Consider the following 14901-nt stretch of genomic DNA (forward strand, 5'->3'; position numbering starts at 1 on the left):
TCTTGTTAATTTTTCCCATCTATCTGTAGGCCGCCAATGAGCGGTTTTTTTGTTCCTGCAGGCCCTGCTTTGGCCTCGCTGTCCACCAAGGGAGACGCCATCATGGATCTGTTATTAACGCCAGATGAGATAGAAATCCTGACTGGCCGCAAGCGAACCAAGGAGCAATGCGCCTCGCTTGATGCCATGGGGGTGCGCTGGAAGATCAATGCCAGAGGCGCGTTGATCGTGGGTCGTCGGCACGTTGAACAAGTGCTGTGCGGCGAGAACACCAACCAGGCGCCTGAAACTAAGCGACCCAACTTTGAGGCCTTACACGCATGACGCAGGAAAACCCAGGCATCCCCCGGGTGTATTGGAAAAGTAGCGCATGGCGCTATAAATGCAACGCCCGTCAGAAGGCGCTGGTGGGCAAAAGCTGGATACGCTTGGGAGAAACCGCCAAGGAAGCCCAAGCCGCCTATGAACAGTGGCAGGATCGTCTATTCCCCAAAGCAGGCATGGGCCGCATATTCGACCGCTATGAAGCTGAGATCATCCCCGCCAAGCCTGCTGAAGCTACACGACGCTCCAACCTGCAGGAGCTTAAAAAGCTACGTGCCGTGTTTGCCGAGTGTGAGCCAAGCGATATAACGGTTCACGACATTTATCGTTATATGGATGCCCGCGGCGTCCAGTCCAAAACGCAGGCCAACCACGAGTTGGCTTTGCTCAAGCACATATTTCGTTATGCCCAGCGCTGGGGAATCGTCGAGCACAACCCCGCCGACCCAGTGACCAAGTTCAAACTAAAGCCGCGTGACCGTTATATCACCCACGCAGAGTTTAGCCGCTTCCTGAAATTCACCTCCCCCTGGGTGCGCCGCTACGCACTACTGAAGTACAAAACCGGCCTACGCCAACGCGATCTACTTACCCTTCGACTAGATCAGCTCACTCCTGACGGAATAGTTTTACGCAGTAGCAAGGCAGGCAAGCAGGCCGTCATCCCCTGGGATGAAGAGCTGAGGCGGTTAGTGCAGGAGATAAAGGCCGACAACCTAAGCCGTGGCAAGCAAGGCCCTACGCTGTTCTGCAAGCGGGACGGAATGCCCTACAACAAGGATAAGTTTCACAGTCGCTGGCAGTACGGAATGCGTAAAGCGATGCATGAGGGCCGCATCGAACGGTTTACCGAGCATGATATACGCGCAAAGCACGCAACCGATGCAGATGATCAAGGCTATGATGCCATGACCAATTTGCAGCACAGCGACCGGCGAACGACGGAGGTCTATTTACGTGCTAAGCGAGTGTTGACGGTAAGCACGCTGGGGGCTGGAGAGTTCTTAGAAGATTAGACATTAGTCTATTATGCACTGGTCTGGCTGGAGCAGTATAACGGTAGGTGTTCCCCTCGTTATACTTTCACCTTTTTTCGCGCCTAGAAACGAGAAAAGGGAACCAGCTAAGTAGCTGATTCCCTTCAAATAGTGGCGGAGGGACAGGGATTCGAACCCTGGATAGGCTATTAACCTATGCCGGTTTTCAAGACCGGTGCATTCAACCGCTCTGCCATCCCTCCGGCTTATGGGTGCGTATACTAACAGCTTTTCCTTGGAAGTCAACGCCTTTTAGTACAAACGTAACCCGACGCGGGTAATCTTTCCGCCTTCCATATCACTGACTACCCAATGAATGCCGTGCCAATCCACGTCATCCCCGACCACCGGGTGGCCACCCACGCGTAGGGCGATAAACTCCGCCAGCGTCATGTTCTGCTCACCGGGGCTTAGCGTTAGGCCATAGGCCTGGGCGATGTCCTGCATTTGCGCGCTGCCATCCAGGGTAAAGGTACCGAAGAAGGCGCGCTCCCGCTTGAGCTTGGCATCGCCATTGAATAGTCGGTTAAGCGCGTATAAGTCCTCTGAGCGGCCGATGACACAAATTACATCGCCCAGCTTTAAGCGTGTGCTGCCCTTGGGGTGTAGCATGGTGTGATCGCGGAACAGAGCCGAGATCAGCGCCCCGGACGGAAAACGCAGCAGTCGAATGGGTACATCTTCCAGATCCTGGTTCTCTACCCCGTACACAAACAGCTCAAAGTCGTTTTCCGGCAGGATACCCAAAGGGCCGCGTCGGTTAGGCACAGTGCCTACCGGCACTTCCACTTTCAGCCACTTGGCCATCAGGGTGAGCGAGCCGCCCTGGATCAGCAGCGACATCAAGACCACGGCAAAGGCAACGTTAAAGTAGAGCGAGGCGTTTTCGACCCCACCGATAACCGGGAAAATAGCCAGTACGATAGGCACCGCCCCTCTCAAGCCCACCCAAGCAATAAAGAAGGTTTCCCGCCAGCGGAATTTAAAGAACGGTTTAATGGTAATTAATACGGCCAGCGGGCGGGCAATAAAGATAAGCGCCAGCGCCACTAAGCTAGCAGGCAATGCCACGTCCCATAGCTCGCTTGGCGTAACCAGCAGGCCAAGCACCAGGAACAGCCCGATTTGACTTAGCCACGCCAAGCCATCGTGAACAGGCAGAATAAAGTTGAGGTGGCGCCCTGGCTGATTACCAATCATCAAACCGGCAAGGTAGATCGCCAAAAAGCCGCTACCGCCCAGCACGCTGGTTAAACCAAACACGCTGAACCCCAGCGCCAGCGCCAGCATGGCGTAAAGGCCCGGGGCTAAGTCGAGCCAGCGCAACAGCTTGGCACTCAGCCAACCGCCTCCCAAACCGACAATCAAACCAATACCAAACTGGGAAGTGAAAAACAGCAGGGTTTCAACGAGCCCGCCAATATCCCCGACTAGCAGCTCTACCAACATCAGGGTCAAGAAAATGGCCATCGGATCGTTGGTACCGGACTCAATTTCCAGCGTCGCCCCTACCCGCTCGTTGAGATTAACCCCACGGCCACTGAGCATAGAGAAAACCGCAGCGGCATCAGTTGAACCCACGATGGCGCCGACCAGTAGGCCCTGCACTATCGTTAGGTCAAAAATCCACATGGCGATAAAGCCAACAATAGCGCTGGTAATAAAGACCCCAAAGGTGGCCAGAGAGAGCGCAGGTTTAAAACCTACCCGGAAGGTTTTGAGGCGGGTACGTAAACCACCGTCTAACAAAATCATGGCCAGCGCGAGATGACCGATTGCAAAGGCCATGGAGTAGTCGTCAAATACAACGCCCAGCACGCCCTCCTCACCTGCCAGCATGCCTAAGCCGAGGAAGATCAGCAGCAGCGGTACACCCATCATCGACGATAAACGGCTGGCCAGAATACTGAGGGCCATAAGGGAACCGCCTACCAAAAAGAACATATAAATTGCGTCCATGACTCTCCGTCTCTACATCAATACAGCGCTATTATTGCATGTAACCGTTGAATTTACTGTCTCTTCTCAGCGCCCTCTTATGCTCAAGGGGCTGGTCAGAAGCTTTCCAGGGCGGCTACACTTCGCCGTTACGACTTCTGGAGTTACTGACTATGTTGCGTTGCCTCTCACGCTGTTGGCACCCTATCCTGTTGAGTATCATCATTACCTTACTGTTTTCTAATTCAGTTATTTACGCAAATGAAGAGAGCGAAGAAAGCACTAAAGAAGAAAGCCCACTAGAAGAAGAACCCATGCAAGATGGAGAAAGCTCTCCAGAAAGCGCCCCGCTGACGCTGGGCACGGACGTTGAGGTGCCAGAAGCACTTTGGCGAACCATTGACAGCGAAAGTGTCGAGGAAGTGCCCACCATGGCGCAGACCCCTGCGCCACCTCTAGTGCCACCGCCGGTTAAGCACGTTACGCTAATGCTGGATTGGTACTTGAGTCCGCAGCATGCCGCTTTGGTGATCGCCAAGGAGCGGGGATTGTACGCGGCTCAAGGGCTGGAGGTAGACATTCAATCACCGGCCGACCCCTCCATTGCCATCAAGCTATTAACCGCAGGCGAAGTCGATTTGGCGTTAACCCGACAGCCACTGCTTCACTTATATGTCCATAACGGCGCGCCCATCACCCGAATCGCAACATTGATTGAGACATCGTTATCAGCAGTCATCGTGACGGGTCAAGCGCAGACGGAAACAGAGAGTACCCTGGCTGGGTTACATTACGGTTATACCACCGGTGAAGGTCGCGACCTCAGCATTCCGCGTTTAATACCCAGCTCAGTGCGGCAAACCGATGATTTCGTCCCACCGGTCAACCTGCATTTTGATCCCATCCGGGCAATGCGCGAAGGCCAGATTGACGCCGTCGCCGATGGTTTTTACCACTACCTTCCCCAGCAGTTGGCGACTGAAGGTATTAACACCCATGTCATTCGCTTCAATGAGTTAGACATTCCCCGTAGCGATGGACTAGTGGTGCTGGCCAATAGCGATACGCTTGTCCGCCGCGCCGATACCTGGTCTCGCTTTGTGCTTGCCCTTGAGCAGGCGAGCCACTGGATTATCGACAACCCTGACGCCGCCTGGGAGCAGCTGATTAGCGCGCACCCTGTACTCGACAATGACATTAACGCCAATGCCTGGGAGGATATCCTACGTCGTATGGCGCTCAGCCCCGCGGCATTAGATAGCCGACGCTACGCTGGCTTTGAGACCTTCTTACACCAGATGGGCCTGACTGACGCGAAGTTACCCGTATCGCGTTTAGCGGTAGACCCACACTCTCTATAATTACATAGCACTTTATGATTACGTATCGATTGTTCTGTATTCCTTACCATGGCAACACATGAGCGAAACAGCCTTAATTTTTGTCGACGTTGAAACCACTGGCACTCGTGCGACGCGGGATCGGATTACCGAAATAGCCGCCCTTAAAGTCATCAACGGCGAGCTGATTGATCGCTGGTCGAGCTTGATCTATCCAGAATGTAAAGTGCCCGCACAAATCACTCAACTGACCGGGATTCGTGACGACATGCTGGTTGATGCGCCACGCTTTGCGCAGATAGCCAAATCATTTCGGGAGTGGTTAGGTGACGGACAGCTGGTGGCCCACAACGCGCGCTTTGACTATAGCTTTCTGCGTAACGAATTTAAGCGCGCCGGTCAGGATTTTCGTGCGTCGCTAATATGCACACTGCGTTTATCAAGGCGGATAGCCCCCCTAGAACGCCAACACAATCTAAAAGCACTGCTTAACCGCTACGACATAGCACCTATCCGCCACCACCGTGCAGGAGACGACGTGGATGCGCTTTGGTCACTCTGGCAAGCGTGGCAGGTTGAGCATAGCGATGAAGCGTGGCAACGCCTGCTGGGTGATGAGCGCCGCTACCGCACGCTGCCAGCCCATCTGGATAGCGCCCAGTTGGAGGGCTTGCCCGCCCGCCCCGGCGTTTACCTGTTTTATGGCCACAACCGACTGCCCCTCTATGTCGGCAAAAGCATTAACCTCCGCAGCCGCGTGATGGGACATTTTCAGCGCGACCACCAAGACGATAAAGAAATGCGTCTTGCGCAACAGGTACAACACATCGAGTGGGAAGAGACCGCCGGCGATTTGGGCGCCCAGCTGCGCGAGGCGCAACTGGTTAAAACGTTAATGCCGATTATGAACCGGCAGCTACGCAAGCAGCGCAAGTTAACGACCTGGCACTGGGCCGAGGAAGCCGACCACCCTGAAATGCTCAGTGGTAGCGCCCTAAGCCAGCCGCCAAACCGGCCACAAGGCGGCACGCTGTATGGGTTGTTTCGTAATGCGCGGGAGGCCAAGAACGCGCTGCGCGCGATTGCAGAAGAGCAGCAGCTCTGTCCCCGGGTGCTGGGGCTTGATAAAGGTAAGGGGCGTTGCTTTGCCAATCAGGTGGGCAAGTGTCTTGGGGCGTGTAATGGACAGGAGTCGATAGCAGCACATACCCAGCGGGCAAAAGCAGCGCTCACACAGCTGCAGGTCAATGTGTGGCCCTGGCCAGGCAGTATTGCGATAGAGGAGCGCCCTGCCGGCGATGCCAAACCTGCCTGGCACGTTGTCCGTCAATGGTGCTACCTGGGTAGTGCGAAAAGCCTTAAACAGGCGCAAAACCTGACGGACACACCGGCTAGCTTTGATGTGGATAGCTACCGCATTTTGAACCGCTTTTTGCGTTCCCCAGAACAGCACGGCCTAACGGTTACACCACTCTAATTAAACCGCCCTTCTTTTGCATCTACTGAGCGAGCCTCTACTGAGCGTCTACGAACGCCATCACTGCCTGCTGAAAGGCTTCAGGCTGGTCGGCGTGTAGCCAGTGTCCGGCATTTTTAAGCGTTACCACACGCGCCCGAGGCAGCACCTCACGTAGTGCTGGCAGCATGTCGTCAGCCACATAGTGTGAATCGCTGCCACGTAGCACCAAAGCGGGGCCGTCATAGGGCTGTTCGCCATCCGGCACGCCGATAATATCGCTATAGCCACGCTTGATCTCATCTAAGCCTACCCGAAGCGCCATCACGTTATCGTCATTGCGCACCAGGTTGGTGGCTAAGAACAGTCGCGTGGGCCTGAAATCCACATGTTCAGCCAGCAGGTCATCGGCTTCACGGCGATTTTTGGGCTGCCCTTCGCGCACGTTATCTAGCGCGGCGAAGACATCGTCATGGCCATGTTCGTAAGCCACCGGGGCAATATCGGCCACAATCAGCGACGCCACGCGCTCTGGCGCCAAGCGCGCCAAACTGATCGCCACTTTGCCGCCCATGGAGTGGCCCAGTACGTGAGCGCGCTCAATCGAAAGCTTATCCAGTAGCGCTATGACGTCGTCCGCCATGGTGGCGTAACGCATGCCCTCCGCATGGGGAGAGCGGCCATGGTTACGCAGATCCAGCGCAATCACACGGCGGTTGCGCTGCCACACTTTTAAGTGCGAACGCCAATTATCAGCACTTCCCAGCAAGCCGTGGATGACCACCAGCGGGGTGGTATCCGCGGCGGCTTCTTCGGCGGGCATATCGATAAAGTGCAGATCAACGCTGGCAACGTCACTCATGCTAGCTCCTAAGCTTTGCGGTCTGTGGGGTATTTACACCATTAAGCCGTTCGTGGTTCGGCGTCCACTTGGCCTGTCCAAACCACCAAACGACGGGTTAGCCAGGCAAGCAGCAAGCCATACAGCGGTAGGAAAAACAGCAGGCTGATGGCGAGCTTAATGGCATAGTCGACGGCGGCGATTTCTATCCAATTGGCAGCCATAAACGGGTCTGGGCTGTTATAGAACGCCGCTGAGAAGAATGCAAAGGTGTCCGCCAGGTTACCCAGCACCGTTGAGCAGACAGGCGCCACCCACCACGCCCACTGGCGCAAGCGGTCGAATACCTGAACATCCAGCAACTGGCCAATCACGTAGGCCAAGAAACTGGCAAGGGCAATACGGGCGACAAACAGATTCCACTCCGAGAGCGCCTCAATCCCAGCGAAGCTACCACGGGGAAACACCACCGACACCACATAGGAGACCAGCAGCGCGGGTAGCATCACGCGCAGAATAATCGAACGCGCAGGCCCTTTGCCAAACAGGCGTACGGTTAGGTCGGTGGCAAGAAAGATAAACGGGAAGCTGAACGCACCCCAGGTGGTGTGGAAGCCAAACAGCGTAAAGGGCAACTGAACAAGATAGTTACTGGCAGCAATAATGCCAATATGAAAAGCCACCATGACCATTAGACAACGGCGGTGCTGAGCTTCACTCAATGCAAACATGCGGGTAGACCTTTTTTTAATAGCGAAGAGGGGTTAGGGAACCCTCGTTAGATGGCTACGCAAGCCATGATGGGAGCGGCATTATACGGCTTCTGACGGGTAATTAAAGCAGGGCCTCGAAAGCCGCCAAGAACACTGGCGGCTCGTGAGCATTCAGTCAAGCGGCTTGGCTCTGTCCGCAGCGCCTACCGAGCGGTCACGCATAGCGGTGTGGACGTCTGCCAAGCTGGTAGGGTCATCAATCGTGGAGGGAATCGCAAACTCCTTACCGTCGGCAATCGTTCGCAGCAACTTGCGCAAAATCTTACCCGAGCGGGTTTTGGGTAGCCGGTCGACCACTAATACCTGCTTAAAGCAGGCAATCGGGCCAATGTGCTCACGAACGCGCGCGATCAGTTCAGCCTCCAGCGTCGCTTCATCGCCATCAAAACCATCTTTGGGGATCACCAGACCGATCGGCAGTTGGCCTTTAAGATCGTCATGAATCCCAATTACCGCACACTCGGCCACCGCAGGATGGGCACCGACCACTTCTTCCATTTCACCGGTGGAGAGCCTATGCCCTGCTACGTTAATCACGTCATCGGTGCGGCCCATAATAAACAGATAGCCCTGTTCATCAAAGTAGCCACCGTCTCCGGTTAAGTAGTAGCCGGGAAATGCCGCCATATAGGCGCTATGGAAGCGCTTCTCGTCGCGCCATACGCCGGTCAAGCAACCTGGCGGCATAGGCTGCTTGATCACCACACTGCCCTGCTCCAGGGGTTTGGCCTGCTCACCATCGCGATTGAGCACCTGTACGTTGAAGCCTGGAACGGGGAATGTCGCCGAGCCTGCTTTGGTCGGCGTTGACTCAATGCCCGGCAAATTAGCGGCAATCGGCCAGCCGGTTTCGGTTTGCCACCAGTGGTCAATCACCGGAACGTCTAAAAGGTCATCCAGCCAATGAAAGGTAGGTGGGTCGAGGCGCTCACCGGCCACGTAAAGGTGCTTCAAGCTGCTGATATCGTAATTCTGCAGCAGTTTGGCATCTGGATCCTCTTTCTTGATCGCGCGAAACGCTGTGGGTGCGGTGAAAAAGCTCTTCACCTGGTACTCCTCAATCAAGCGCCAGAAGCTGCCTGCATCGGGGGTTTTGACCGGCTTACCTTCGTACACCACGCTGGTGCAACCCACTAACAGCGGCGCGTAAACAATATATGAGTGCCCGACAACCCAACCCACATCCGAGGCGGTAAAAAACACCTCACCCGGCTCCATGGCGTAGATCGCTTGCATCGAATAGGCCAGTGCTACCGCGTAGCCGCCCGTATCGCGCATAACGCCCTTGGGCTTTCCAGTTGTGCCGGAGGTATACAGGATATACAGCGGGTCGGTGCCTTTAACCGGTACGCACTCAGCAAACGGCGCCTTGGCGACCAGCGCTTCCCAGTCGTGATCGCCTGCCCCCAATTCAGCTCGGTGCGCTTCACGCTGGTAAACCACACAGGCATCCGGCTTATGGGCGCTTAATTCAACGGCTTGGTCTACCATCGGTTTATAGGGCAATACTTTGCCCAACTCGATACCGCAGGAAGCCGCAACCACCACTTTTGGCTCGGCGTCTTCTATCCGTGCCGCCAGCTCATGGGGGGCAAAGCCACCAAACACCACCGAGTGAATGGCGCCAAGCCGGGCGCAGGCATACATGGCCACCAGCGCTTCAGGGATCATCGGCATATAAATCACCACACGATCACCCTTCGTGACACCTAGCTGCGCCAGCGCCCCCGCAAAATACGCCACCTTATCGCGCATCTCGCGATAGCTGATGGCTTGTTTGGCCTGCGCCGCGGGGGAGTCCCAGAAAATTGCCGCCTGGTCACCGCGCCCATTTTCGACGTGGTAATCCAGCGCAGCGTAGCTAAGATTCATTTCACCATCGCTAAACCAACGGGCATGCTCTTTCCCAGAGCCCTGCTCGTCGTAGCTGAGTATGGTTTGCGGCGGTGTGTACCAGGGAATACGTTTGGCCTGCTCGGCCCAGAACGATTCAGGGTGTTCGATGGAGCGTTGGAAGGTGTGTTGGTAGCGGCTCATGGTGTCCCTATCTTTTTTGTAGTAACGATGAAGAAGGATTGTTGACACTGTATAAATAAAACCGACACTTCACCCTCATACTATGGGCTAAATAGCGACCAAAGCGGTAGACACCGCCCAATATTGTCGACAAGATGGCAAAAAACTACCATTGATTAATCGTTAAACAGCGGCTTGGACAAAACTCGCTAAATTACTGATCATTAAACAACTTGATCCTCGCGACGCGACGATGCCTCGACAACGTACAACAATGCCTCTAAAACAATGCTTATAAAACGCTGATGTAACAGTGTAGGCAAGGAGATCTTTATGTCTGCTTCTACAAGCGCCGCTACACGCCTGCTTGAACACAATTGTCGCGCTATTGAAGCGGGAACCAACCTGCTCAAAGCGTTGGCCAACGAGAAACGGCTGCAAATACTCTGCCTTCTTGCCGAGAAAGAGCTGTCAGTAACGCAAATCAATCAACAGCTTGCGTTAAGCCAGTCGGCGCTTTCTCAACATTTGGCTATTTTGCGGCGTGATGAACTCGTCGATACACGGAGGGAATCACAAACGATCTACTACTCCTTAAGCAGTGAAAGCGCCAAGGCCGTGATTGCTACCTTGGCGCATCATTACGGCGCATAACGATTTTAGATTTAGGATCAGCGCCGCTGCCATCCAGCGGCGTCGATTAACCCAAGCGCTTTCAACGCGGCTTTTTCGACACCTTCCGATATCGCCAACCCCAGTTTACGGCTGACGGTTTTAGGGGCTTCTAGCTTCACGGTGAAGACTTGCGCTTCGGCCATACGTTCGACCAGATAGGCTTCACTGGTGCCTACACTGTCGACAAGCTGAAGGGGCAATGCCTCGCTGCCGTACCAAATCTCCCCCGTTGCGAGGGTGTCGATATCCATGCCAGGGCGCCGTTCTGCCACATAGCTTTTAAACAAGCGGTGAGTATTCTCTAAATCCTCTAAGAACTTTGCTTTGCCCTCATCGGTATTTTCACCCAGCACGGTCAAGGTACGCTTGTATTTACCGGCAGTAAGTAGTTCGACGTCAATATCATGGCGTTTAAGCAAACGGTGAATGTTGGGAACCTGCGCCACCACGCCGATGGAGCCAATCACCGCAAAGGGCGCAGCCTTAATATGCTGTGCGGTACACGCCATTAAGTAACCACCGCTGGCCGCTACTTTGTCGATACATACGGTGGTGGTGAGCCCAGCGGTGCGCAGACGGTCTAACTGAGCGGCGGCCAACCCATAGGCATGCACCAGGCCACCTGCGGACTCAAGGCGCACCACGACCTCGTCCTGTTTATCGGCAACGTCGATAATAGCGGAGACCTCTTGAGCAAAATGCTCGGTTTGTGAGGCTTTCAGGTCGCCGTGGAAGTCGAGCACCCAAACCCGCGCTGCATGGGCAGCATCTTGCTCCGATTTATGCTCCTTCTGGCGCTTTTTATCTTCGCTGCGAAATAGCTTTAGCAGCTTTTTACGCGCCCCCGGCAAGGTGGCCGCCAGTCGCAAACGCCGACCACGGCGGCGGCGCTGATCGTTTAGCGGCTCGATAGTAAGCTTCAGGTCGTTCTCTTTGTCTTGCTTGGTGCGTGCAATCAGCACTAGACCAACGCCGATCAGCGCCATCACAATGGTCGTTTGCACAACAAAGGTGCCTATCTCTGCTACCCATTCACTCATTGACGTTCTCCATTAGAGGGTTGATTCCTTTATGACGAGTACTTTGGCATATACCTGTGCGAGAGGGGCTACAGTGCTTGATTGGAACGCACGTATGAAATAACCTCGCTTGCCTTACGATTGTTTATTTTGGTTACGGCCACTAGCCTTAACCCGAACTACTTAAGCTCCATCTACTTAACTGAGAGATATGTTATGTCAAACAACACCCTCGACAAGCTGAAAGCGCGTTTTAACCCCGAAGCGGCAAAGGGCATGGATGAAGTTTTCCAGTTTCATTTTACCGATGCTGGCAGCTACTACTTAAATATCCAGGATGGCGCGCTGGACGTACAAGAGGGTGAGCATGATGACCCATCTGTCAGCTTAAGCCTGACCACGGACACGCTAAAAGGCATTATGAGTGGCGAAATCAATGGCATGACGGCCTTTATGACTGGCAAGTTAAAAGCCACTGGCAATGTCATGCTGGCCACCAAGCTGACCAGCTTATTCCCGAGCAAGTAATCACCATTTCGGCACGCGGCGCTTACTCGCGCCAGCGAGCCAAATGGTTTTCGATCAGCTCGCGTGATATCGAATAAGGCGGCGGTAGAGAGGGCAACTGACGGGGTGAAAACCACGCCGCATCACTAATCTCTACCCCATCGATACGAATTCGCCGGGTGGTGGCTTCAGCGAAATAGCCAAACATCAGTGAGTGTGGGAATGGCCACGCCTGGCTTTGGTGATAACGCAATTGATCGATATGCACGCCCACTTCTTCAAACACCTCGCGATGCACCGCCTCTTCCGCTGACTCCCCGGGCTCGATAAAACCGGCCAATGTGGAGTAACGTCCCGGTGGAAAGCGCGGACTGCGGGCTAGCAGCATCGCCTCCCCACTGGTCACCAGGGTAATGATGCATGGGGAAATACGTGGATAGTTGCGGTGACCGCAGGCGTGGCAGTGCATCGCAAATTCCGCGCTCAGCTTGGTAGCCGGTGCGCCACAGCGACCACAGAAGCGGTGATTCTCCAGCCAGGCGCCCACCTGCAGCGCCGTGGAGAGCAGGCTAAACCAGGCGGTGGAGAGCTCACTCATCCATTGGCGACCATCAATCCAACCGCTTCCGGCCTGGGGCTCAACGAGCAACGCCACCGGCTCATCATTCCAGTAACATAGCGGCTGCATCTGCTCTGTCCAGGGTTGATAGGGCTGGAGCGGGGTTAGCTCTTCGCTGCCGTTTAAGGGCGCGGGCGCCAACAGGCTACGCGACAGGCGAATCACACGCCCGGCTTGTTCATGATGGGGTATTTCTCGCCTAAGCATCGCTGGCCGCACCTTCAAACCAGTTCAATTGATGCGCTTCGCACTTGGCCTTATGGGCGGCACGTTCTGCGTCGGTTGGGCGCACCACGCGTAGCTGGCCGGGGGTTAGAGAGAGACGCTGAATCGACAGCCCTTCATTGGAGGTATCCGCCTGCTCCTGCTCCGCCACAGAGGCCGCGTCCAAGGTCAGCGCGGTCTGCCCACCGGTCATCGCCAGGTAGACTTCAGCGAGGATTTCAGAGTCTAACAGTGCGCCGTGCAATACCCGGTGGCCATTGTCGATATCATAGCGCTTGCACAAGGCATCCAGGCTGTTGCGCTGGCCGGGGTGCATTTTGCGCGCCATGGTCAGCGTATCCAATACGCCGCAATGATCCCTAACCGGCCCCAACACAGGGGCTTTTCGCTGCTGATTCAACATGCTCAGCTCGTGATCAATAAAACCCACATCGAAGGGGGCGTTATGAATTACAAGCTCGGCACCTTCAATAAATGCCCAAAACTCATCGGCTATTTTCGCGAATACCGGTTCGTTGGCGACTTTGGCATTGTCAATCCCATGAACAGCAACTACCTCAGCGTCGATATGCCGCTCGGGGTTGATGTATTGATGATAAGTGCGACCAGTGAAGCGTCGATTAACCATCTCAATAGCACCAATTTCGACCAAGCGATGACCATCTTTTGGGTCGATGCCCGTGGTTTCAGTATCCAAGATCACCTGACGCATCATGCTCTCCTCTTTTGGTGCTCATCAATCGCTTCGTTAGCTAACGCATCGGCACGCTCATTGCCTGGATGACCGCTATGCCCTTTCACCCAGTGCCACTCGACCTGGTGGCGCTGGGTCTCTTCGTGGAGGGTCTTCCAAAGTTCAGCATTTTTGACCGGTTGCTTGGCAGCGGTTTTCCAACCGCGCTTAATCCAGTTGTGAATCCACTGGGTGATGCCCTGGCGCACATACTGAGAGTCCGTCCAGAGCGCCACTTCACACGGGGTGTTAAGCGTGCGCAGCGCCATAATCGCGGCCATTAACTCCATGCGGTTATTAGTGGTCTCGGCTTCATAGCCTTTCAAGGTTTTCTCATGCTTGCCACTCGCCAGCACGACGCCCCAACCGCCGGGGCCTGGATTGCCCCGGCACGCTCCATCGGTATACACCGTTACCCGGGGTAGATCTCCGGCCGCCTCTTTAGTCAATCTCTTGATCCCATGGTTTGTGTGAGTCAATGTTTAATGGCTCAGTTTAAATGGCCCACGTTTTTAAAACTCAGTTTTTTAAGACTCGGGCTTTTGAGACTCCGCTTTTTGAGACTCAGGCTTATGCCTTTTACTCGGTTCCACTTGAGTCAGATACGCTTGATAAGGCTGGTAATGGGCAGAGGTGCCTGAGCGGGTAACACCCAACGACGCCGGGGAAGCCGGTGCCTTCAAGCCAAATTTAAGGCGTTGCACCGGCGCTTGGCGTTGCTGGCGACGTGCCTGAATCATATAACTCTCGCCCAGCGGCAGGTTATGCCGCCGCCCTAACGACTCCCAATACTCACCACACTTGGCGTTCATTCGCCCGCGAAAACAGCAATAGTCTACCCGTTCCACTTCGAAGTCGACAAACGCCAGCCAGTCGCGCAGGCGGCTTGCGGAGCGCCAGGTTCCACTCCAGGGAAACACCTGCTGACGTTTGCGCAACTGCCGGGCAAGGCCGCTCACGCCCATGGGGTTAAAGCCAAACAACACCAGAATGCCGTTATCGGCAGTGACCCGCGCGGCCTCTTGCAGAGTGAAGTGAGCATCGGCTAAATGCTCAAGCCAGTGGTGAATGACCGTTACGTCCAAGCAACGATCCGGCAGCGCAAGCTGATCCGGTGGACATATTAAGGTGCTATCGGTATCGGCTAATTGACGTGTAGGCGACCAGCGTATGGGGTGCGCTATAGCCGACATGGTCATCAGTGCTGGCCCCATGCTCATTTCCAGGCTATGGCCGCCCACACGCGATTCCACCACGGGCCCTAAGCAGGCACGCTGGGTTTCCCAAAGCGAACGCCCCGCCTCTGTTTGCCAATAAGGCTGGCTACTTTGTAAGCGCTTAGCCAGTGTCGTGGCCATCGTCGAATTTGACATGAACAGCGCTTCCCTCCACAGTAAC

General features: G+C 55.0%; 15 protein-coding genes and 1 tRNA gene. 6 read left to right on the forward strand and 10 right to left on the reverse strand.

Features of this window, described 5'->3' with window-relative positions; translation table 11 throughout:
- Positions 1-102 precede the first annotated feature (102 nt).
- Positions 103-324, forward strand: a complete 222-nt coding sequence (locus QT231_RS01300) for a DUF4224 domain-containing protein (RefSeq protein ID WP_308335142.1) — start codon at positions 103-105, stop codon at positions 322-324.
- Positions 321-1340 (forward strand): tyrosine-type recombinase/integrase, encoded by a 1020-nt coding sequence (locus QT231_RS01305; protein ID WP_308335143.1) that lies wholly within the window; start codon positions 321-323, stop codon positions 1338-1340. Before QT231_RS01300 ends, QT231_RS01305 begins: the two co-directional genes overlap by 4 nt.
- A gap of 133 nt (positions 1341-1473) precedes the next feature.
- On the opposite strand, the gene QT231_RS01310 is transcribed toward QT231_RS01305, so the two are convergent.
- Together QT231_RS01310 and QT231_RS01315 are read right to left on the reverse strand one after the other, a co-directional pair.
- A tRNA-Ser gene (locus QT231_RS01310) sits at positions 1474-1564 on the reverse strand.
- A gap of 49 nt (positions 1565-1613) precedes the next feature.
- Positions 1614-3320, reverse strand: coding sequence for a potassium/proton antiporter (locus tag QT231_RS01315; protein ID WP_308335144.1), 1707 nt, complete (start codon positions 3318-3320; stop codon positions 1614-1616).
- A 293-nt stretch (positions 3321-3613) separates the two neighbouring features.
- Between QT231_RS01315 and QT231_RS01320 the strand changes: the two genes are divergently transcribed.
- Both QT231_RS01320 and QT231_RS01325 read left to right on the forward strand, forming a co-directional pair.
- Entirely contained in the window at positions 3614-4660 is a 1047-nt protein-coding gene (locus QT231_RS01320; RefSeq protein WP_308335145.1) for an ABC transporter substrate-binding protein, read from the forward strand.
- A gap of 58 nt (positions 4661-4718) precedes the next feature.
- On the forward strand, positions 4719-6116 hold the full coding sequence (locus QT231_RS01325; RefSeq protein ID WP_308335146.1) for an exonuclease domain-containing protein: 1398 nt from the start codon (positions 4719-4721) through the stop codon (positions 6114-6116).
- A 37-nt stretch (positions 6117-6153) separates the two neighbouring features.
- Here QT231_RS01325 and QT231_RS01330 read toward each other — a convergent pair whose 3' ends face one another.
- From QT231_RS01330 to QT231_RS01340, 3 genes are all read right to left on the reverse strand, one after another.
- Positions 6154-6957 (reverse strand): alpha/beta fold hydrolase, encoded by an 804-nt coding sequence (locus QT231_RS01330; RefSeq protein WP_308335147.1) that lies wholly within the window; start codon positions 6955-6957, stop codon positions 6154-6156.
- A gap of 41 nt (positions 6958-6998) precedes the next feature.
- Positions 6999-7667 carry a 7-cyano-7-deazaguanine/7-aminomethyl-7-deazaguanine transporter gene (locus tag QT231_RS01335; protein WP_308335148.1) on the reverse strand — a complete coding sequence of 223 codons (669 nt, stop codon included), beginning with the start codon at positions 7665-7667 and terminating at the stop codon, positions 6999-7001.
- A 153-nt stretch (positions 7668-7820) separates the two neighbouring features.
- Positions 7821-9794 carry a propionyl-CoA synthetase gene (locus QT231_RS01340; protein WP_308335149.1) on the reverse strand — a complete coding sequence of 658 codons (1974 nt, stop codon included), beginning with the start codon at positions 9792-9794 and terminating at the stop codon, positions 7821-7823.
- 264 nt (positions 9795-10058) lie between these two features.
- Between QT231_RS01340 and QT231_RS01345 the strand changes: the two genes are divergently transcribed.
- Positions 10059-10379 carry a metalloregulator ArsR/SmtB family transcription factor gene (locus QT231_RS01345; protein WP_308335150.1) on the forward strand — a complete coding sequence of 107 codons (321 nt, stop codon included), beginning with the start codon at positions 10059-10061 and terminating at the stop codon, positions 10377-10379.
- Positions 10380-10396: 17 nt separating this feature from the next.
- Here the strand turns inward: QT231_RS01345 and sohB are convergent, their stop codons facing one another.
- Positions 10397-11440: a protease SohB gene (sohB, locus tag QT231_RS01350; protein WP_308335151.1), complete on the reverse strand. Its 1044-nt coding sequence runs from the start codon at positions 11438-11440 to the stop codon at positions 10397-10399.
- Positions 11441-11635: 195 nt separating this feature from the next.
- On the opposite strand from sohB, the gene QT231_RS01355 reads away from it, so the two are divergent.
- Complete coding sequence (locus QT231_RS01355; RefSeq protein WP_308335152.1) at positions 11636-11947, forward strand: SCP2 sterol-binding domain-containing protein; 312 nt, start codon at positions 11636-11638, stop codon at positions 11945-11947.
- A gap of 22 nt (positions 11948-11969) precedes the next feature.
- Here the strand turns inward: QT231_RS01355 and nudC are convergent, their stop codons facing one another.
- The 4 genes from nudC to QT231_RS01375 form a co-directional block, all read right to left on the reverse strand.
- Positions 11970-12752, reverse strand: a complete 783-nt coding sequence (gene nudC, locus QT231_RS01360; protein WP_308335153.1) for an NAD(+) diphosphatase — start codon at positions 12750-12752, stop codon at positions 11970-11972.
- Positions 12745-13482 carry a DNA polymerase III subunit epsilon gene (gene dnaQ / locus QT231_RS01365; protein ID WP_308335154.1) on the reverse strand — a complete coding sequence of 246 codons (738 nt, stop codon included), beginning with the start codon at positions 13480-13482 and terminating at the stop codon, positions 12745-12747. The genes nudC and dnaQ overlap by 8 nt, the downstream gene beginning before the upstream one ends.
- Positions 13482-13952, reverse strand: a complete 471-nt coding sequence (rnhA, locus tag QT231_RS01370; RefSeq protein WP_308335155.1) for a ribonuclease HI — start codon at positions 13950-13952, stop codon at positions 13482-13484. The genes dnaQ and rnhA overlap by 1 nt, the downstream gene beginning before the upstream one ends.
- 78 nt (positions 13953-14030) lie before the next feature.
- Positions 14031-14876, reverse strand: a complete 846-nt coding sequence (locus tag QT231_RS01375) for a methyltransferase domain-containing protein (RefSeq protein ID WP_308335156.1) — start codon at positions 14874-14876, stop codon at positions 14031-14033.
- Positions 14877-14901 lie beyond the last annotated feature (25 nt).

It is taken from the genome of Halomonas sp. SpR1, assembly GCF_031010175.1.
Classification (GTDB): domain Bacteria; phylum Pseudomonadota; class Gammaproteobacteria; order Pseudomonadales; family Halomonadaceae; genus Vreelandella.

Bases quoted from the DNA above. Each gene is read 5' to 3' on its own strand.
- QT231_RS01355 (WP_308335152.1), top strand. From the start codon at position 11,636: ATGTCAAACAACACCCTCGACAAGCTGAAAGCGCGTTTTAACCCCGAA.
- QT231_RS01300 (WP_308335142.1), top strand. From the start codon at position 103: ATGGATCTGTTATTAACGCCAGATGAGATAGAAATCCTGACTGGCCGC.
- sohB (WP_308335151.1), bottom strand. From the start codon at position 11,440: ATGAGTGAATGGGTAGCAGAGATAGGCACCTTTGTTGTGCAAACGACC.
- QT231_RS01335 (WP_308335148.1), bottom strand. From the start codon at position 7,667: ATGTTTGCATTGAGTGAAGCTCAGCACCGCCGTTGTCTAATGGTCATG.
- QT231_RS01305 (WP_308335143.1), top strand. From the start codon at position 321: ATGACGCAGGAAAACCCAGGCATCCCCCGGGTGTATTGGAAAAGTAGC.
- QT231_RS01320 (WP_308335145.1), top strand. From the start codon at position 3,614: ATGCAAGATGGAGAAAGCTCTCCAGAAAGCGCCCCGCTGACGCTGGGC.
- QT231_RS01325 (WP_308335146.1), top strand. From the start codon at position 4,719: ATGAGCGAAACAGCCTTAATTTTTGTCGACGTTGAAACCACTGGCACT.
- QT231_RS01375 (WP_308335156.1), bottom strand. From the start codon at position 14,876: ATGTCAAATTCGACGATGGCCACGACACTGGCTAAGCGCTTACAAAGT.
- QT231_RS01345 (WP_308335150.1), top strand. From the start codon at position 10,059: ATGTCTGCTTCTACAAGCGCCGCTACACGCCTGCTTGAACACAATTGT.
- dnaQ (WP_308335154.1), bottom strand. From the start codon at position 13,482: ATGCGTCAGGTGATCTTGGATACTGAAACCACGGGCATCGACCCAAAA.
- QT231_RS01330 (WP_308335147.1), bottom strand. From the start codon at position 6,957: ATGAGTGACGTTGCCAGCGTTGATCTGCACTTTATCGATATGCCCGCC.
- nudC (WP_308335153.1), bottom strand. From the start codon at position 12,752: ATGCTTAGGCGAGAAATACCCCATCATGAACAAGCCGGGCGTGTGATT.
- QT231_RS01315 (WP_308335144.1), bottom strand. From the start codon at position 3,320: ATGGACGCAATTTATATGTTCTTTTTGGTAGGCGGTTCCCTTATGGCC.